19 protein-coding genes are annotated in these 18,454 nt (G+C 71.7%); 7 read left to right on the plus strand and 12 right to left on the minus strand.

Features of this window, described 5'->3' with window-relative positions:
- Positions 1-98: 98 nt before the first annotated feature.
- Together SHK19_RS17460 and SHK19_RS17465 are read left to right on the plus strand one after the other, a co-directional pair.
- On the plus strand, positions 99-1,286 hold the full coding sequence (locus SHK19_RS17460) for a THUMP-like domain-containing protein (RefSeq protein WP_322456299.1): 1,188 nt from the start codon (positions 99-101) through the stop codon (positions 1,284-1,286).
- Between the two features lie 176 nt (positions 1,287-1,462).
- Positions 1,463-2,323, plus strand: a complete 861-nt coding sequence (locus SHK19_RS17465; protein ID WP_322936999.1) for a hypothetical protein — start codon at positions 1,463-1,465, stop codon at positions 2,321-2,323.
- A gap of 19 nt (positions 2,324-2,342) precedes the next feature.
- Here SHK19_RS17465 and SHK19_RS17470 read toward each other — a convergent pair whose 3' ends face one another.
- From SHK19_RS17470 to SHK19_RS17485, 4 genes are all read right to left on the minus strand, one after another.
- Positions 2,343-3,329 (minus strand): YihY/virulence factor BrkB family protein, encoded by a 987-nt coding sequence (locus tag SHK19_RS17470; RefSeq protein ID WP_322937000.1) that lies wholly within the window; start codon positions 3,327-3,329, stop codon positions 2,343-2,345.
- A gap of 165 nt (positions 3,330-3,494) precedes the next feature.
- The gene (locus SHK19_RS17475) at positions 3,495-4,091 is read right to left on the minus strand and encodes a DUF3618 domain-containing protein (protein WP_322456296.1); all 597 of its coding nucleotides are present in this window, start codon (positions 4,089-4,091) and stop codon (positions 3,495-3,497) included.
- Positions 4,064-4,528: a phage holin family protein gene (locus SHK19_RS17480; RefSeq protein ID WP_322456295.1), complete on the minus strand. Its 465-nt coding sequence runs from the start codon at positions 4,526-4,528 to the stop codon at positions 4,064-4,066. The genes SHK19_RS17475 and SHK19_RS17480 overlap by 28 nt, the downstream gene beginning before the upstream one ends.
- Positions 4,525-5,256, minus strand: a complete 732-nt coding sequence (locus SHK19_RS17485; protein ID WP_322937001.1) for a hypothetical protein — start codon at positions 5,254-5,256, stop codon at positions 4,525-4,527. Before SHK19_RS17485 ends, SHK19_RS17480 begins: the two co-directional genes overlap by 4 nt.
- Positions 5,257-5,445: 189 nt before the next feature.
- Between SHK19_RS17485 and SHK19_RS17490 the strand changes: the two genes are divergently transcribed.
- From SHK19_RS17490 to SHK19_RS17510, 5 genes are all read left to right on the plus strand, one after another.
- The gene (locus tag SHK19_RS17490; RefSeq protein WP_322456293.1) at positions 5,446-5,838 is read left to right on the plus strand and encodes a Fur family transcriptional regulator; all 393 of its coding nucleotides are present in this window, start codon (positions 5,446-5,448) and stop codon (positions 5,836-5,838) included.
- Positions 5,839-5,953: 115 nt separating this feature from the next.
- A complete protein-coding gene (locus SHK19_RS17495) occupies positions 5,954-6,493 on the plus strand; it encodes a SigE family RNA polymerase sigma factor (protein ID WP_322937002.1) in 540 nt (179 codons plus the stop codon).
- Positions 6,490-7,692, plus strand: coding sequence for a TolB-like translocation protein (locus tag SHK19_RS17500; protein ID WP_322937003.1), 1,203 nt, complete (start codon positions 6,490-6,492; stop codon positions 7,690-7,692). The genes SHK19_RS17495 and SHK19_RS17500 overlap by 4 nt, the downstream gene beginning before the upstream one ends.
- Before the next feature lie 52 nt (positions 7,693-7,744).
- Positions 7,745-8,854: a hypothetical protein gene (locus SHK19_RS17505; RefSeq protein WP_322937004.1), complete on the plus strand. Its 1,110-nt coding sequence runs from the start codon at positions 7,745-7,747 to the stop codon at positions 8,852-8,854.
- 451 nt (positions 8,855-9,305) lie between these two features.
- Positions 9,306-10,646, plus strand: a complete 1,341-nt coding sequence (locus SHK19_RS17510; protein WP_322937005.1) for an HNH endonuclease signature motif containing protein — start codon at positions 9,306-9,308, stop codon at positions 10,644-10,646.
- An 85-nt stretch (positions 10,647-10,731) separates the two neighbouring features.
- On the opposite strand, the gene SHK19_RS17515 is transcribed toward SHK19_RS17510, so the two are convergent.
- From SHK19_RS17515 to alr, 8 genes are all read right to left on the minus strand, one after another.
- On the minus strand, positions 10,732-11,556 hold the full coding sequence (locus tag SHK19_RS17515) for an acyl-CoA thioester hydrolase/BAAT C-terminal domain-containing protein (RefSeq protein ID WP_322937006.1): 825 nt from the start codon (positions 11,554-11,556) through the stop codon (positions 10,732-10,734).
- A gap of 4 nt (positions 11,557-11,560) precedes the next feature.
- Positions 11,561-12,610, minus strand: coding sequence for a tRNA (adenosine(37)-N6)-threonylcarbamoyltransferase complex transferase subunit TsaD (tsaD, locus tag SHK19_RS17520; RefSeq protein WP_322937007.1), 1,050 nt, complete (start codon positions 12,608-12,610; stop codon positions 11,561-11,563).
- The gene (gene rimI / locus SHK19_RS17525; RefSeq protein WP_322937008.1) at positions 12,607-13,065 is read right to left on the minus strand and encodes a ribosomal protein S18-alanine N-acetyltransferase; all 459 of its coding nucleotides are present in this window, start codon (positions 13,063-13,065) and stop codon (positions 12,607-12,609) included. The genes tsaD and rimI overlap by 4 nt, the downstream gene beginning before the upstream one ends.
- Complete coding sequence (gene tsaB / locus SHK19_RS17530) at positions 13,062-13,709, minus strand: tRNA (adenosine(37)-N6)-threonylcarbamoyltransferase complex dimerization subunit type 1 TsaB (RefSeq protein ID WP_322937009.1); 648 nt, start codon at positions 13,707-13,709, stop codon at positions 13,062-13,064. The genes rimI and tsaB overlap by 4 nt, the downstream gene beginning before the upstream one ends.
- Positions 13,710-13,746: 37 nt before the next feature.
- Positions 13,747-15,027 (minus strand): glycoside hydrolase family 16 protein, encoded by a 1,281-nt coding sequence (locus SHK19_RS17535; RefSeq protein ID WP_322937010.1) that lies wholly within the window; start codon positions 15,025-15,027, stop codon positions 13,747-13,749.
- Between the two features lie 162 nt (positions 15,028-15,189).
- Positions 15,190-16,152: a tRNA (adenosine(37)-N6)-threonylcarbamoyltransferase complex ATPase subunit type 1 TsaE gene (gene tsaE / locus SHK19_RS17540; RefSeq protein ID WP_322937011.1), complete on the minus strand. Its 963-nt coding sequence runs from the start codon at positions 16,150-16,152 to the stop codon at positions 15,190-15,192.
- The gene (locus SHK19_RS17545; protein ID WP_322937012.1) at positions 16,149-17,258 is read right to left on the minus strand and encodes an alpha/beta fold hydrolase; all 1,110 of its coding nucleotides are present in this window, start codon (positions 17,256-17,258) and stop codon (positions 16,149-16,151) included. Before SHK19_RS17545 ends, tsaE begins: the two co-directional genes overlap by 4 nt.
- Complete coding sequence (alr, locus tag SHK19_RS17550; RefSeq protein WP_322937013.1) at positions 17,255-18,439, minus strand: alanine racemase; 1,185 nt, start codon at positions 18,437-18,439, stop codon at positions 17,255-17,257. The genes SHK19_RS17545 and alr overlap by 4 nt, the downstream gene beginning before the upstream one ends.
- Positions 18,440-18,454: the final 15 nt, after the last annotated feature.

The raw sequence follows: 18,454 nt of genomic DNA on the forward strand, positions 1-18,454 counted from the left end.
TCGTCGGCAAGCGCTGGCACACTCACGTGGAGAGTGCCAACACGAAACTAGCACTCTCCTTCAACGAGTGCCAGAGCGGGTCTGACAGGATCGGTGCTGTGGACCTCGAGGCGTTCCGGTGGCTGCTCACCGACGAGGGGCAGGCGCTCCTGGCGAGAGCCACTGACCTCGTTGACGAGCCCGAGCTCCAGGTGCAGGCCGAGCTGCGGCGGGACGCGTCGCCGGCCGCCGTCGCCGTGGCCATGACCCAGGTCGAGCTGAGACACCGCGGCCACACGAAGTTCGGCGAGCTCGCGGACCGGATGTACTTCACGCCGAGCGGCCTCGAGCAGGCGACCCGGCTGTCGGTCGCGGCCCACCGGGCCGGTCGCTACGGAGCGTTCGGCGCGCGCACGCTGATCGACCTCGGCTGCGGGATCGGCGGCGACCTGATCGCCGGTGCTCGCGCCGGGCTGGTGTGCGCCGGCGTCGACCTCGACCCGGTGCGCGTGGCCATCGCCGAGGCCAACCTGGCCGCGCTCGGGCTGCCCGGCGCGGTCCAGGTCGCCGACGCGACGACGGTCGACCACGGCGGCTTCGACCTGGCGTTCGCCGATCCCGCGCGGCGCAGCGGAGCCGGACGCACCTTCAATGTCGACGACTGGGCGCCGCCCTGGACCTGGATCGAGGGCCTGCTCCGCCGTGACGCGTGCGTCAAGGTCGCCCCCGGCATCCCGCACGCCCTGGTGCCGCCCGACGTCGAGGCGGAGTGGGTGAGCGACGGCGGCGAGGTCAAGGAAGCCGCCCTCTGGTCCGGTCGTACGGCGACCGCGAGCCGCCGGGCCACCGTCATCCCCTCGGCCGGCCCGGGGCAGGCCGGGGGCCTGGCCTCCCTGACCGACGAGGACGACCCGGGCATTGAGGAGACCGGAGTCGGCGACGTCGGCGCGTTCCTCTACGAGCCGGACGGCGCGGTGATCCGGGCCGGTCTCGTGACCGCGGTGGCGGCCGGCGTCCACGGACACCTGGTGGACGCCAGGATCGCCTACGTCACCTCCGACGAGTCCTTCCGCACACCGTTCGCCCGCGGTTACCGGGTGCTCGAGAACCTGCCCTACCGCGAGAAGCAGCTCAGGGCCGCCCTCCGCGAGCGCGGCATCGGACGCCTCACCATCAAGAAGCGCGGCGTCGACGTCGCACCCGACGCGCTGCGCAAGCGGCTCGCGCTCACCGGCGACGAGGAGGCCACCCTGGTGCTCACCCGGGTCGCCGGCCACGGCACCGCCCTTCTCGTCTCCCCCTTCTGACCGTCGAATCGGGGGGAATCTCCCGCCGAATCGGGGAAGGTCACCCGTCGAATCGGGGAAGTTGACCCGTCGAATCCGGCCGGTTCGCCGGGCGAACTCGCCCGATTCGCCGGGCGAACTCCCCCGATTCGCGGGGGGGTGGGCAACCGAGGTCGTCCCCGGCGCGTCATAGGGACGTGAGCACACGGAGGGTCATGGGCGCCTTGGCCGTGGTCGGCGTGCTCGTCGTTGTCGGCGCCGGCTGCGGGGGCGACGACCGCGACGGGGCGCCGTCGCCGGACGCGACGTCTGCCGACGCATCCGTGAGTACGGCGCCCGCCGGCCCGATCGGGTGGGTCGACGCACTGCCGATCGGGCCCCCGCCGACCATCGGGTACGTCATCGGGCACACGTACCACTCCCCCGACGGCCGGACCGTCGAGCTGCCGCGGGATCGGGGGATCACGGCGATCGCCCGCCTCGGGGACGGGTTCCTCGTCGTCGACGACCGCTACTTCGAAGGCACCGCCGGGGTCGAGCTCCTGGACGCGCGTGGCAACCGGGTGCGCGAGATCGGCACCGTCGCCGGCACTCCTGTCCTGAGCCCTGACGGTTCCACGCTGCGGTGGATCACATTCACTCCGTCCGAGGTCTCACGCTCGGAGTGGCGGCCCCCCCGGCTCCACACGGCGGACGTCGCGACGGGCGAGATCCGGTCGCGGGTCATCCACCGTGACCGCGACGAGCTGCCCGAGATACCCCAGCCGGAGGGCCTCGCGGAGGTCTCGGTACGACGCGGGGTGGTGCTCGTCGTCGACCAGGTCACCGGTGAGCAAGTGGCCAGGCTCCCCTCGCCCGGCAGCTGGATCCGCGGCAGGATCCGGTCGGCGGCCTGGGAGGACCGCGCCCACCTGCTCGTGTCCTACGTGCGCGGCAACGGGCGCGCGGCCACGATCCTGCGGGTCGACGTACGGACGGGCGACTGGGCGCTCGCAGTCGACTGGACGCCGACGCAGCGCTCCTCGACCGTCGCGTTCGAGACCGGCCCGGCCGACTAGCCCGAACGAGCGGCCGGCTTCAGGGCCGTTCGGGACGCGGCGGCTGGTCACCGGGCAGCGAGTCGGCCTTCACCGCGCCCCGCTGACCGAGCGGCTCGTCCGGGCCGACCGTCGTGTCCTTCGCGGTCTGCTGCTCGGCCTCGGCGTTGATCTCCGCACCGAGCAGGACGACGTACATCGTCAGCCAGAGCCAGAGGAGCAGGACGACGACGCCCGCGAGGGCGCCGTAGGTCTTGTTGTAGGAGCCGAAGTTGTCGACGTAGAGGGAGAACCCGAGGCTCGCGACCAACCAGACGACGGTCGCGACGACCGCGCCCACCGACACCCACTTGAACTGGGCGTCATCGCGGTCGGGGGCCACGCGGTAGAGCACGGCCAGGGCGAACGACATCGCAGCGACGAGCCCGAGCCAGCGCAGGGCCTCCATTCCCCAGCGCACCGGTCCGGCGTCGACCAGGTTGTCCAGCAGCGCCGGTGCCACCGCGATCAGCGAGATCGCCACCACGACGAAGACGATCGCGGCGAGGGTGAGCAGGAGCGAGAGCGCCTTGCGCTTGACGAAGCCGCGGGTCTCCTCCTCGTCGTAGGCGATGTTGATCGCGGAGAGGATGTTGCCGACGCCGCCGGACGCGGTCCAGAGCGCGAGCACGAGGCTCACCAGCAGCCCCAGCCCGAGGGAGCCGGACGACGTCGAGGTGATCGCCTCGAGCTGGGTGGTCAGGACGCTGGCTGCGTCGGACGGGAGCGCGGCCGTCAGGTCGTCGACCTGCCGCTGCACGTCGGCCGGGTCCCGGACCAGGCCGTAGAGCATCACCGCCGCGATCATCGCGGGGAACAGGGCGAGGAACGAGTAGAACGCGACACCGGCCGCGAGCAGCGGCACCTGGTCGGACTTCGCCTCCTTCCAGGCACGTTTCACCACCTGGAACCACCCTGCGCGCGGGATCTCGCTCGGGCTGTCCGCCTGTTGCCCCTCCAGGTTGTCCCGCGTCACCTGCGCCGTCATGGTCGGGCGGTACCCGACCGGTCTTCCCCCAAGCGTCGCGACACCGCGAAATCAAGCACGCCGCCCCCTGTCCGGGGGGCGGCGTGCTCGGGACGGCTCGACGGCTAGGGCGCGTCTCCTTATCCGGCGGCGTCGCGCAGCAGGCCCGGGATAAGGAGACGTGCCCTAGCTGCCAGGCGTCTCTTCCTTGACGGTCTGCGCCGAGGACTGGCCCTCCTCCTTGAGCGATGCCGCGCTGTCCTGCGCGCTCGACCTGACCTCCTGCGCGGCCTGGGTCGCCGACTCCTTCAGGTTGTCGCCGATCTCCTGTCCCACCGCCTTGGCCTCGTCGGCGATCGGCGAGTCCTTGACGGCCTCGGTGAGGCGCTGTGCGGCTTGGGCCTCCTTGTCGGAGGCTGGGATGAGCGCCGAGATGACCATGCCGGCGCCGAACGCGACCATGCCGGCCGCCAGCGGCGCGCCCTGGGTCTGGCGCTCGATCGTGCCGACGGCCGACTGCGCGGTGCCGGCGACGGCGCTCGTGGCGTTGGACGCGGTGTCCTTCACCGAGCCGGCCGCGCCCTGGGCCGAACCGCCGGCGCTCCCGGCCGAACCCATCACAGAGTCCTTGAACGTCGACAGTCGGCTACGCACCGCTTCCTTGCGGCGCTCGACCATCCGGCCCGGGCTCACCTTGTCGTAGAGCGCATCCACGTCCCGCGACAGGTCCTGCCGTGTGTCGGCGATCTGTCCGGTCAGCTGTTCTTCAGTTCCTTGGCCCATGCCGCGTCCTCCTTGAGAGTCTTCTGGGTTGTCTCGAGCTTGGGATTCATCGACTTCAGCTCCTTGCGTCCGACCATCGCCATCACCCCGGCAGCCACGAGCCACAGCACGGTGACGATCAGCGCCGCCAGGGCCGTGTGCATCCAGGAGTCGAGGAGGAACATCAGCGCCAGCGACAGGAAGAGGAGGGCGAGGTGGCCGGCGACACCGGCTCCTCCGACGAGACCGATCCCCTTGCCGGCCTTCGTCGCCTCCGCCTTGGCCTCGGTCTTCGCCAGCTCGATCTCCTGCTTCACCAGCGTCGTGAGGTCGTTGGCGATGTCGCCCACGAGCTCGCCGAGGGACCTGCCGTCGGAGGTCTCACCGGTGCCCGCGGGGCCTGCGTGCTGCGCATCTGGGGCGTACGCCGTCGCGCCCGGGGTCTGTTGATCGGTCACAGGGTGCCTCCCGGAGTGGATCCTCCTGCCGGGTAGACCGGCGGCTCGGCGGGAGTGTCGGTGCCGGCCAGCGGGTCGTCGGCTGCGGTGCCACCGGCGGTCACGGGCGGCGCGGAGGGCGGCATCGAGTAGCCGGGAGCAGCCGGCGGTGGCGGGGCCGGCGGGCTCGCGAACTCGGTGGTGGGGGGCGTCGTGGAAGCGCCGGCGGCAGGGCTGTCCTGCGCGTCCTTGGCGCCACGCGCCACCCGACCGGCCACGACGCCGGCTGCGAGCGCGCCGAGCAGGAACGTGCCGGGACGACGCCGGGCGAAGTCGCGCGCCTGGTCGAGGACCTGGGCCGGCTCCTGCCCGCGCAGCTGCGAGCTGATCGTCCTGGCCTTCTCTCCGACCTGTGTCACGACGTCGTGGGCGAGCCCGGAACCGGCACCTTCGCCGCGGGCCATCCGCTCCAGGTCCTCGGCAAAGCTCTGGAGCGTGCTGACCAGGGTGTCGAGCTGGCTCCTGGACTGTTCCTGGACCTGGACGCGGGCCTCGTCCACGAGGTTGCGGGCCTGCTCCTTGGCGTCGGTGGCCACCGACTGCGCCTCGGACTTCGCCGCTTCGGCGAGGTGTGCGCCTTCGTCGGCCGCGGTCCGCGCCGCGTGCTTCGCCTGGTCCTTGGCCCCGCCAGACGCGCCCGCTCCACCGGTCTGCGTCGGAGCGTCTGCTCCGTAGTCGTAAGTCGTCATGGTCGTCCTTCCCCTCAGATGGACCCCGGCAATACCCCCGGCCCCCACCGACACACGAGGGCCCGCCCGCATCCACGAAGAAAGGCCCGAAATCACGGCGTGTTCGCGAATCGATCCAGGTCCGCCGGGTATCGATCGGCGGTGATCAAGGGTCGGGGGGACCCGGAGGTCCTCCTCCGCTCATGCGGGATGCGCGTAACCCAACCGCGGCTGGCTGTCGCGGCCGTGCTGGAGCGGGCGCGGGCCGAGGAGGAGCACCTCACCGTCGCGGAGGTGGTCGAGCGCAGCCGCGAGATCGTGGGCCGCCTCTCGCCGCAGACGGTCTACGACTGCCTTCTGGCCATGACCGCCGCAGGAGCGGTCCGCCGCGTCGACCTCCCCGGTTCGCCGGCGCGCTTCGAGTCCAGGGTCGGCGACGGTCACCACCATCACGTCTGCCAGCGGTGCGGGACGGTGCACAACGTGGCCTGCGCGGTCCCCGCACCGGACTGCCTCGAGCCCGACGTGCCACCGGGTACGACGATCGACAACACCGAGGTCGTCTACTGGGGCGTCTGCGCAGATTGCGCGAGAACCGCCTAGCCGAATTGCAACCAATCTCCGACGAGTCGCGTCCTTCACCCGACACAGTTCCACCAGGGGCCGCTTCCGGCGGCTCAACGAAGGAGACGACGATGGCGCGACAGGGGGCGGGCTGATGAGCCGGAGGGACCGCGAAACACAGCGGGACGCCGAGTTCACCGAGTACCTCGCCGCCCGGCAGCCGAGCCTGCTGCGTACGGCGTACCTCCTCACCGGCGACCGTCACCAGGCCGAGGACATCTTGCAGACCTCGCTGGCGAAGCTCTACCTGGCGTGGGACAAAGTCCACGATCGCGGCGCCGTCGACGCCTACGTGCGCCGGATCATGGTCAACGAGAACAACTCGCTGTGGCGGCGCGCCTGGAAGAAGCGGGAGTACGCCACCGAGGTCATCCCCGAAGGCGACCCGCACCACGACCAGTACGACGACGGCACCAACGACCGGCTGTGGGAGGTCGTGCAGACCCTGCCGCCGAAGGCCCGGTCGGTCGTCGTCCTGCGCTACTACGAGCAGATGGCCGAGGCCGAGGTCGCTGACGCGCTCGGCATCTCGATCGGCACGGTCAAGTCCCAGTGCAGCCGGGCTCTCGCCGCTCTTCGCGCGCGGGTGCCCGCCGAGCTCCACCCCCGCTACGGCGAGGAGTCCACGTCATGAACCACCCCACCGATCCCACCAACCCCGCCCCCGACGAATCCGCATGGGAGGTAGCGATGAGCCGCGACTTCGATGCGCGCGTCCGTGACCTCCACGAGGCGCCGCTCGACATCACCTCCGTGAAGGGCAAGGCCCACAAGATCAAGCGCAACCGTCGCGCCGCGGTCGCGGGCGGCGTCCTCGGTGTCGCCGCGATCGTCACGCCGATCGCGGTGCTGGCCAACAGCACCGACGACGCTGGCGGCCGCTCGCCCGAGTTCGTCGAGCAGACGACCGACACGGCGGCACCGCCCGCGAATCCGGACTACCTCCAGGGCACGACCTGGCACCAGGCCGACGGCGACACGGTCGAGCTCGACCACGAGTACCAACAGGCCGTCCAGTGGGGCGACCGACTCGTGGGCACCCGCAGCGGTCCGGAGGTCTACCTCGTCACCGAGGTGCTCGACGAGGACGGCAACGTCATCGAGTCGATGAACACCACCTCGCCGGTCGCCATCAACGACACGGGCACCACGATCGCCTGGGTCGAGGACAACGGGCAGGTGATGACCGCGTGGGACGGCGGCGAAACGGCGATCGGCTCGGTCGAGCTGGCAGCTCCCGGCGAGACCATCGCCTGGACGGCGGCCGCGATCTCCGGCGGGCCCGATTGCAACGAGGACGCAGACGGGTGCGTCGTCTACCTCAACTCCAACCTCGACGAGGACGCCCGCGCGGTGAGCTCGGACGGGATCAACGACATCGCGGCCGACGGCGCCAAGCGGGTCTTCGACTCGACATCGGACGGCGCCGTCAGCGTCGTCACCGAGGTCGATGACTTCGGCGACACCTGCGGCGGCATCTACGAGACGCAGACATCCGCCTTCCGCTTCGAGACGTGTGACTACCAGGTGCAGCAGTTCTCCCCCAACGGGGACTTCTTCATCGGCACGCAGAGCCAGTTCGACGGGGCCGGACCGAGCAGGATCGCCCTCGTCGACGCCGCGGACGGGCAGACGGAGGTGAACTCGTTCGAGCGCGACGGCTGGATCGTCGGCGACTGGACCTGGTCACCCGACGGCGCGGTCATCTTCACCGCCTACGAGGGCGGTCGGTGGCACCTGATGGCGATGACCGTCGACGGCGACACCACCGAGCTGGCCGAACCCGTCCGCGGCGACGACTTCGCGACCGGCTTCCGGCCGATCCGCCACTGATCTCTCTTCTCTTCTCTTCTCTTCTCTTCAGCCCACACCCGAAGGACTCGCCATGACCTTTCGTTCGCATGCCCGGATCACCGCAGCGGTGATCGCCCCGCTCGCCCTGCTCGCCGCCGGCTGCGGCGGCTCCGGCGAGGCGTCGACCGACGCCTCGGACCGCGCCTCCACGGCGTCGTCCGACCCGACCCCACCGTCCGGCGAGCCGTCTGCGACCAAGTCGAAGACGGAAAGCGGATCGGACAATGCCGACGTCGACTACCTGCTCGACGGTGCGTGGCACCAGGCCGACGGTGACGTGGTGGAGCTCCCGAAGCACCCCCACGCCTACGACGCCGCGGTGGTGTGGGACGACCGACTGGTCGCGACCCGCTGGGACGGAGAGGTCTTCTCGGTCGCCGATGTGATCGACGTGGACGGCAAGGTCGTCGACACGTTCGAGACCACCTCGGGCGTGGTCGTGAACGAGGCCGGCACCACCATCGCCTGGATCGACACCGACGGTGTCGTGATGACCGCTTGGGATGACGACGAGGTGTCCGTCGGCACCGTCGACCTCGCCGCACCCGGCGAGAGCGTCGCGTACTTCCCTGCAGCGATCACCGGCGGCCCCAGCTGCCACGAGGACGAGGACGGCTGCGTCGTCCACGTCAACTCCGGCCTCGGCGACGAGTCGCGTTCGTTCAGCTCGCACGGCGTCACCGATATCGTCGGACAGGGCGTGACGAAGGTGTTCGACGCGACCGCCACGGGCGCCGTCAGCGTGATCAACAAGGTCACCGAGGACCTCGACACCTGCGGCGGCCTCCTCGACCTGGACGACGGCACCCGCCGGTGGACCACGTGCGACTTCCAGGTCCAGCAGATCTCGCCGGACGGCGGCTACGTCGCCGCGCCGCAGAGCCAGTACGACGGTCTCGGCCCGACCCGGCTGTCGATCCTCGACGCCACCTCGGGCCAGCCGGTCGCGGACCCGTTCGAGCGGGACGGCTGGTTCGTCGGCAGCTGGGCCTGGTCGCACGACGGCGCCCTGCTGTTCACGGCGCACGACGGCTCGGCCTGGCACCTGATGTCCATGGCGACCGACGGCACGGTCACCGACGTCGGCGACCCGGTTCGCGGCAACGACGTAGACAACCCTTATGTGCTGATCCAGCACTGACGGGTGGGGATCGGTCTGCGACCATCCAACCTCTGCTCGCGGGTTGCAGGCCGCGGGGGTTGCGACCGAAAGGCTTTGGACGGGGAGCGGAGGACTGTCGGTTGCTCGCCGCGGCCGGCTCACGGTGGCGCTGACGCCGCTGCCTGATGGGAGTTGGTTGCGGGCCGCGGGGGTTGCGACCGAAAGGCTTTGGACGGGGAGCGGAGGACTGTCGGTTGCTCGCCGCGGCCGGCTCACGGTCGGATTCGAGCGCGCCGCTGGTGGCGCGCCGCGGCCGGCTCACGGTGGTGCGCCCCGGCCGCTGGTTGCGGTGCGAGGCGCGCTAGCGAGGAGCCTCGAAACCGAGGCTCCGGACCACCTTCCGTCCACAGGCATGGAATCGCGAATGCCCTGTCCACAGGGGGGTTCTGAGCGTTTCGTTGTGTCGGAGGGTCGGGGTTGAATAGGCCTCATGGATCTCGGGACCGCACCCCTCTTCGACCTCACCGCCCCAGTGGTGACCCAGGTCGTTGAGCCCGCGGTCCGCACCCGGTCCCAGGCGCTGCTCGCCAGCATCAAGCAGCGCCGCACGGTCATTGCCGAGCAGGAGATCGCCACCGTCCGCGAGATCGCCGAATGGGCTGCCGAGCACACGGTGGCCGAGGACGCGGCGGATGTGGCGACGTTGACGGAGCGGGGTCTGGACACCGGGCTCCCGCTCGCCGGACCCGGCGCGCCGCTGATCAGTGACTTCGCGGTGATGGAGCTCTCCGCGTTGTTGGGGCGGTCGCTGGACTCGGGGCGCAACTACGTCGGCCAGGTCCTCGAGCTCGCCCACCGCCTCCCCAAGACCTGGACCCGCCTCCTCGACGGCCAGGTCCCGGTGTGGAAAGCCCTCCGGATCGCCGACGCCACCCGCCTCCTCCCCGCCGATGCTGTCGGGTTCGTCGATGCCCACCTGGCACCGTTCGCCCACGGGGCCACCTGGGCGCAGGTCGACCGGCTGGTCGAGGAAGCCCTCGTGCGGTACGACCCGAATGCTGCGGAGGAACGGCGCCGGGAGGCCCGGGACCACCGGCACGTCCACACCGGTCTGGACCGGGTCGGCTACAACGGCACCGCCGACCTCTCCGGCACCCTGGACGCCGCCGACGCCCTCGACCTCGAACACGCCATCGCCCGCCGCGCCAAGCTCGCCGGCCAGCTCGGCGACACCGACCCCCTCGAGGTCCGCCGGGCCAAAGCACTCGGCGAGATCGCCCGGGAGGACCTGGTCCTCGACCTCGAGGTCGCCGACCCCGACACCGGAGAGATCACCCGGACCATTCCCGGGCGGAAGACCGAGCTCACCCTCCACCTCTCCGCCACCGACCAGACCGTGGGCCGGTTCGGCAACACCCGCACCCCGATCTCGGTGGAGCAGGTCAAGGAATGGCTCAACACCCCCCACACCCGCGTGGTCGTGCGGCCGGTGGTCGACCTCGCCGGCCACCAACCGGTCGACTCCTATGAGATCCCCGACCGGATCCGCCGCCAGGTCACCGGACGCGACCACCACTGCGGCTTCCCCTACTGCACCAAACCCGCCGAAACCTGCGACCTCGACCACATCACCCCCCACGCCGGCGGCGGGCCGACCTGTGCCTGCAACCTCTCACCCGCCTGCCGCGGCCACCACCGGTACAAAACCTCGGGCCGAACCAGCTACCGGATGCTCACCCCCGGCACCTACCACTGGACCCTCCCCACCGGGACCTACCTGGTCGACCCCACCGGCACCCACCAACTCACCGCCACACCACCGGACGACTAGCCACCCCGCCCCACACCCCGCCACCGGCGGGGCCAAAGGCACGTCACAGCGGGATTTCGAGGCGAGTTGCTGGTGGCGTCTCGCCTCACCCACCGTCTGACGCCCGCAGAGCCAACGCCGACGCGATGACCGGCCACGCCCGGGCACCCAGCGCCCGGTCCGCGCCATCGGCCCCGCCGCGCTGCATCCGCTGACCGCCCACGACCGGTGCCTCACCCGGCAGCAGCGTCCGGTGGCCGGCGCCCGGATCCACGACGACTTCGGTCGCGAGTAGGTGCCGCTGTCGGCGATCGGCGATCGCGGCAGCGAAGTCGACGGCCGGCCACACCTGGTCGTCGCCGCCAGCCACCAGCACCACCCGACCGCCGATCCGCTCGACCGGGATCGCCGCGGCGTCGACCACCTCGGGGCCCGCCGCGGCCAGGCTCTCGTCGTACCAGCCTCGGTAAGCGGGCGGATCGGAGTCCGGCGTCCAGTCCTCCACGAGTGGCACGAACGGCAGCGCCGAGCCCTGCCAGGTCCAGTGCGACGTCCACCGGTCGGCGCCGTACCCGGGCCAGACGTACGCCGACGGCGCGAACGCCACGGTAGCCGTCACGCGCCCGTCGAGCGCAGCGACGAGGAGCGCAGCCTCGGCGCCGAACGAGGTCCCGACCAGCGCCAGCCGCTCGCACTCGGGCTCGAGCTGGTCGAGCGCATCGACGAACAGCTCCAGCGGGACCTCGTACGGACCGGGCTGCTGTCCGGGGCCGCCGAACCAGCGGATCGCCAGCACGGTCGCACCGTGGCGCGCGAGCAGCTCGGCACGCCCGGCGGCGACCCGTCCGCTCGAGCCGGCCAGCAGCAGCACGCCCGTCCCGGTCGGGGCCTGCGGCTCGGCGAGCAGCCACTCCGGGTCGGTGAACCGCACCGGCTCAGCCCGCGAGCACCGAGGTAACCGGCAGGCTCGAGTCCGCCGGCAGGTCGTACGACGACGGCGGGCGCCCCCGCGCGACGATCGACGAGCCGAGCGCGGCGACCATGGCGCCGTTGTCCGTGCAGAGCCCGGGGCGGGGCACCCGCACCCGGATGCCGAGGGCGGTTGCCCGTTCGTCGGCCATCGCGCGCAGCCGGGAGTTGGCGGCGACGCCGCCGCCGATGAGCAGGTCCTCGATGCCCTCCGAGGAGGCCGCGTCCAGCGCCTTGCGCACCAGCACGTCGCAGACGGCCTCCTGGAAGGACGCGGCCACGTCTGCGACCGGTACCGGCTCTCCGGACCGCTCGCGAGCCTCGACCCAACGGGCCACCGAGGTCTTGAGCCCCGAGAACGAGAAGTCGAAGCGGTGCCGCTCGAGGTCGCGGCGGCTGGTCAGCCCGCGCGGGAAGTCGATGGCGACCGAGGACCCGGAGGCTGCCTCGCGGTCGATGTGCGGACCGCCGGGGAACGGCAGCCCGAGCAGCCGGGCGACCTTGTCGAACGCCTCCCCCGCGGCGTCGTCGATGGTCGCGCCCATCGGGTCGATCACGCCGGTCACGTCGGTGACGCGGAGGAGGCTCGAGTGACCGCCGGAGACCAGCAGCGCGAGGCACGGCTCGGGCAGCGGCCCGTGCTCGAGCTGGTCGACGGCGACGTGGGCGGCCAGATGGTTGACGCCGTACAGCGGCTTGCCGAGGGAGAGCGCGAGCGACTTGGCGGCCGCCACGCCGACCAGCAGCGCACCGGCCAGGCCGGGGCCGCTCGTCACCGCGATCGCGTCGACGTCGTAGAGCGCGATCCCCGCCGTCTCGCAGGCCCGCTCGATGGTCGGGACCATCGCCTCCAGGTGCGCACGGCTGGCGACCTCGGGCACCACGCCGCCGAACCGCGCGTGCTCGTCGACGCTGCTCGCCACGGCATCGGCGAGCAGGGTGTGCCCGCGGACGATGCCGACGCCGGTCTCGTCGCAGGAGGTCTCGATCCCGAGCACGAGGGGTTCGTCGGTCACGGCGTCATTCTCACAAACCGCTCGAGCACCACCGCGTCGGTGCCGTCGCGGTAGTAGCCCGCCCGCCGCGCGATCTCCGCGAAACCCTCTCGTCGGTAGAGCGCCAGTGCCCCGACGTTGTCGTCGCGGACCTCCAGGAGCAGCCGCTCGGCGCCGCCCGCGGCGGCATGCCCGTCGACACCTGCGAGCAGAGCCACCGCGACACCGGTACGACGTTCACGCGGCGCCGTGGCGATCCGCTGGAGCTCCGCGACGTCCTGCACGACGCTGACCGCCGCGTAGCCGGCGAACCGACCGTCCTGCTCGGCAACGAAGTAGGACGTGGTCGGCACCCGGCCGGCGACGCCCTCCCCGATCAAGGTCGGCGACCACGGGTCGAGCGGGAAGGCGAGCAGCTCGAGGTCCGCGATCGCGTCGACGTCTTCCGGTTCGGCAGGGCGGACGGACAGCGTCACGAGACCGGCTTGGGTGCGCGTGGGATCTCCGCGTCCGGGCGTCGGAGGTAGAGCGGCTCGGGGTCGCGCAGCTCGACCCGCTCCTCGACGACGCACCGCGCCAACCATCCAGCGGACGGACGCAGCGGCGGCCGGCCGTCGGGGAACGTGTCGGGATAGAGCGCCGCCCCTTCGCCCACGACCGGCAGGCCGCCCACAGACGCCGCGATCTCAGCCGGGCGCTGCACGTCGGGCCCGGCGACGCGGTGACCGGCCTCGTCGTACGTCGCGAGGTAGACCTCGCGCCGGCGCGCGTCGGTGGCGACCACGAACGAGCCCGAGACCGCTCCGGTGTCGACGGCCTCGACCGCGAGGACGTCGAGCGAGCACACGCCGTAGACCGGGATCTGCAGGGCGTAGGCCATGGTCCGGGCCGAGACCAGACCGACCCGCAGACCGGTGAAGGGTCCGGGACCGACCCCCACCCCGATCGCGGTCAGGTCGCGGGCGGTGATGCCGACCTCTCCGAGGGCCCGGTCGACGAGCGGCGTCAGCTGCTCGCCGTGCCGCATCGTCTCGGCCGACACCAGCTGCGCGACCACGTCCGCGCCGTCGTGCACGGCGACGGTGACGGTCGGTGACGACGTGTCGAACGCAAGCAGCACCCGTCGAGGCTAGCGGTCGGGCATCACCGCTCCGCGATCACTTCCAGGCCCGGACCCAGTCGACCGTCATCGTGAGCCGGTCCGGAGTGCCGGCGGTCGGCGCGTTCCAGAGCTGGCCCCAACCCTGGGAGAGCACGATGTCGAACGGCTTGTCGAACGGCTGGGACCCGAGCAGCGGGAGCGCCGGATTCGCGGTGTGCTCGTAGACCAGCCGGCCGTCGTACAGGAACCGCATGATCGTCGGTGTCCACTCGACCACGTAGGTGTGGAACGCATTCGCATCCGGCATCAAGCCGTCGACGCCGGTGTGGGAGTTGCGAACTGCGCCGAGGTAGTGGACCGACGGGAAGACCTTGTCGGGCACGCCGCTGAACCACTCCGCGACATCGATCTCGCCTGAGTTCGGCCAGGAGCCGTACGTGTGCCGACTCGGGTAGAGCCACAGCGCCGAGTGGGACCCGGGAACCCGGACATCCGCCATCTTCGCCCGGAAGGCGAACCGCCCGTACGCTTGGGAGAACCGGTCCCGGGTCCCGACCGAGGCGGAAACCCGGTCGGTGGTGAAGTCGCCGTACGGGCTCTTGCAGGTGAATTGCTCGGCCGTGCGCTGAGCGCTCAGGCGAAGAGTGCCGCCGCTGACCTCGATGGTCCACGGCTCCTTCCGGATGCACGCCGGACCGTTGTTCACGCCGCTGAACGACGTCTCCTGCGCCAGCCAGCGGGTGCCGTCGAGCTCGGTGCCCTCGAACTCGTCGACGAACGTGCAGTCCCACCAGGTGCCGTCGGCCTTCTGCAGCCGAGGACCGCAGGCATCGTCCGGCGGGGCCGGCTCCGTCGTCGGGTCCGTCGTCGGGTCCGTCGTCGGGTCCGTCGTCGGGTCCGTCGTCGGGTCCGTCGTCGGGTCCGTCGTCGGGTCCGTCGTCGGGTCGGTCGTCGGGTCGGTCGTCGGGTCGGTCGGCGGGTCCGTGATCGGGTCCGGCACGGTAGCGATCGTGCGCTGCCTGCTCCGCACGCCACCCGAGACTGCCCGGACCACCCACGGCTTCGCTGCCGGACGGAGGACGACCAACCGGTACCGACCCAGGCGGCCGGCTCGGACGACGTTCACCCGTTTCCAGCCGTCGTCTGCACGGCGGACGATGCGGACCCTCGCGTTCGGGTGGGTCCGGCCGGTCAGAACCACGGAGAACTCCCGGGCCTGCGGGCGATACAGCGTGATCCCGGCTGCGTCGGACGGCATCGTGCCGGCCACGACCGCAACCGCGGACAGAACCGTGGCCAGACAGGCGAGCAGTGCGAAGCGAATGCTCCAGTACATGCGAAGTAACCCCCCAGGTTGACACCGACGGAGCGAACTGCCCCATCAGCACTTCTCCTTCACCATGCACCGCGGAACTCGTTATCTCTACCGATAACGCGGGGTCTGACCTTGTTAGTTCGCAGGCATGGTCAGAACGGACCATGCCGTCGGTCCGACCGCCTACTCGGAGCGGCTCGAGGGGAGCTCGACGCCCAACCAGCGAGGTCCGAGCGGGTCGATCTCGACCCTCCGCGGGTCGACGTCGGTCGTGGCGTCGTCGTCGCCCACGGTCCGCAGGATCCTGATCTCCAGCGGCGAGTCGGCCAGGTCCTCGGCCAGACCCTCGCCCCACTCGACCACGGTGACCGCGCGATCCAGGTCGGTGTCGAGGTCGAGGTCGTCGAGCTCCGCCGCACCACCGAGCCGGTAGGCGTCCACGTGGATCAGGTCCGGACCACCGACCAGAGAGGGGTGGACCCGCGAGATCACGAACGTCGGTGACGTGACGTCCCCCCGCACCTGCAGCGCCGCTCCGAGCCCCTGCGTGAACGTGGTCTTGCCGGCACCGAGGTCGCCGCTGAGCACCAGCACGTCGCCGGCCCGCAGCAGGCCGGCCACGCCGCCGGCGAGCGCGCGCATGTCGTCGGCGGTGGGTACGTCGTACCGACGCGGCAGCGCCCGGGTGAGCGCGACGTACGGCGGGTGCCGGTCGGTCTCGGCGAAGCCCTGCTGACGCCAGAACCGGACCGTGTGCGGCAGCTCCTCGCGCGCGAAGACGACGGCGCGCTCGGCCAGGCCGTCGCCCAGCTCTGCCGCCGCTTGCAGCCCGGCGCGGACCAGCGCCTCGGCGACACCTCGGCCGCGGGCGGCCGGAGTGAGGCCGAACCGCCGCAGGTGCACCGCCTTGCCGTCGGGCTCGGCGTCGAGGAGGACGGCGCCCGCCGCCCCGCCGTCGACGCGTGCCACCAGACCGGCGCCTGCCGCGAGCCGCGCGGCAATGGACTCCTCGGTCTCGGAGAGCGCGTCGGTCGGCGGGTCCAGCGTCGGCCGGTCTGCGAACGACGCCCGCACGACCTCGAGCAGGACGCCCGCCGCCTCCGGCCCCACGAGCTCGATCGCCGGGCTGCTGGTCTGAGTGGTCACCGGCTCCGAGCCCCCGTGGTGGCCGCGGTGATCAGCTGGTCGAGCTCGGAGCTGACCAGGTCGTGCCGCTCGAACATCACCAGATGACCCGCGCCGTCACACTCGAGCAGCCGGGAGCCGGGTATCCGGGCATGGAGCTTGCGCGAGTGCCCGATCGAGGTGAGCTTGTCGCTGGTGCCGCAGATCACCGACGTCGCAACCGTCCCGAGCGCCTCGACGGCATGGAACTTGTCGAGGCCGGAGAACAGCGGGAAGAAGTCAGCGATGACCTCGAACGGCGTGGCGGACAGCATCTCGTCGGTGAACTCGACGTACCCCTGCGGCACGTCTCCCCCGAACGCGTAGCGGTCGGTCGCCACGGTCGCGATGCCGCGGCCCATCCGTCGCACGCCGTCCACCACCCGGTGCCCGCGGTGCAGGGTCCGGACGGCGCGCTGCGTGAACGGCGTGAACGGTCCGCTCAGCCGCGCGGGCAGCATCGGCAGGATCATCCGGCTCACGTCGAGCCCTCCGGCGGTGGTGGAGATCAGGCCGACTCCCACGACGCGGTCGCCGATCAGCTCGGGATACTGCTCGACCAGCGCGATGATCGACATGCCGCCCATGGAGTGGCCGACGAGGACCACCGGTCCTTCCGGCGCGGCCGCGTCGAGGACGGTCCGGAGGTCGCGTCCGAGCTGCTCGACCGTCGAGTGCTCGCGGTCGGACCGGCCGGACCGGCCGTGGGACCGCTGGTCGTAGAAGACGGTGCGCACCAGGTTGCGGTAGGCAGCGCGCTGGAAGTGCCAGCAGTCGAGGTTGAGGCAGAACCCGTGCACGAAGACCACGGTGACCTCGGGCGGGCCGCCCCGGACCCTGCGGAACAGTCGGCCGGCCCGGTCCATCGCGTGGCTGTCGTCGACCTCGTCGATCTCCACGTGGAGCGGCACGCCGTCGTCGGCGACGACGGTGATCGGCTCCGACCGGAGGGAGCCGAACGCGACGTCCTCGCCCGCCCGCCGGCTGATCGACCGCTGCTGCCGTAGGATGCCGACCGCACTCCCGGCAGCGGCGACTCCGAGGGCGCCGGCGAGGGAGCCGACGACGCGACGACGGGTGCGGCTCACGATCGACGCTCCTCGCTGTCGACGTACGTCCGGGTCATCCGGCCTCCGATCCTCGTCACGATCTCGTAGCTGATGGTGCCGCACGCCTCGGCCCAGTCCTGGGCGGTCGGCACGTCGGGCCCCGCTCCGAACAGCACGACCTCGTCGCCGGCCGCGGCCGGGTCGCCACCGAGGTCGACCATGAACTGGTCCATGCACACCGACCCCCGGATCGGGCGCCGCTTGCCGCCCACGGCGACCTCGGCGGTGTTGTCGGGGTTGCCGGGGCCGCCGGGTCGGAACGCGTGGCGCGGGACGCCGTCGCCGTACCCCAGCGGCACCAGGCCGACCGTCGTCGGCCGGTCGGCAACCCACCGGTGGCCGTAGGAGACGCCGTCCCCCGGAACGAGATCCTTGACCAGGCCCAGCCTGGTGCGCACGGTCATCGCCGGCACCAGGCCCAGGTCGGGCGTGCTGCCCGGCGCTGGGTCAAGCCCGTAGATCGAGATTCCGCACCGGACCGCGTCGAAGCGCGACGACGGCCGCAGCACGGCACCAGCGGAGTTGGCGAGGTGCAACAGCTCGGGCCTCAGGCCGCCGTCCTCCGCGAGCGCCACGGCGGCGCGGAACGCCTGCTCCTGCCGGTCGTTCGCGGGGTGGGCGGGCTCGTCGCTGCAGGCGAAGTGCGACCAGAGGCCGGTGACCTTCCAGCTGCCGTCGCGCTCCCCTTCGCGGGCGCGGGCGAAGAGGTCGGCCCAGGTCGCGCGCGGCGCTCCGCCGCGGTTGAGGCCGGTGTCGACCTTGAGCTGCACCCGGGCGCGCCGTCCGGCGGCCTCCGCTGCGGCGGCGATGGCGTCGAGCTCGGCGCCGGTGTACGCCGTCACGTCGATCCCCTCGGCAACGGGCCGCTCGAGGTTCGTGCCGGGCAGCATCAGCCAGCAGAGCAGCGGGCCGCCGTAGCCGGCCGCACGGAGCCGGAGCGCCTCGTCGACCGTCGCGACCGCGATCCACTCCGCCCCGCCTTCGCGGGCCGCGTGCGCGGCCTCGACCATGCCGTGGCCGTAGCCGTCGGCCTTGACCACCGCGATCAGCGGCACGCCGACCAGGCCGCGGAGCACGCGCACGTTGTTCCGGATCGCCGCCAGGTCGACGACGATCTCGGCGAGCGGACCGTCCACGAGATCGGCCGGCTGGTCGGACATGGGTCCGATCCTCCC

This window comes from Nocardioides bizhenqiangii (assembly GCF_034661235.1).
Classification (GTDB): domain Bacteria; phylum Actinomycetota; class Actinomycetes; order Propionibacteriales; family Nocardioidaceae; genus Nocardioides; species Nocardioides bizhenqiangii.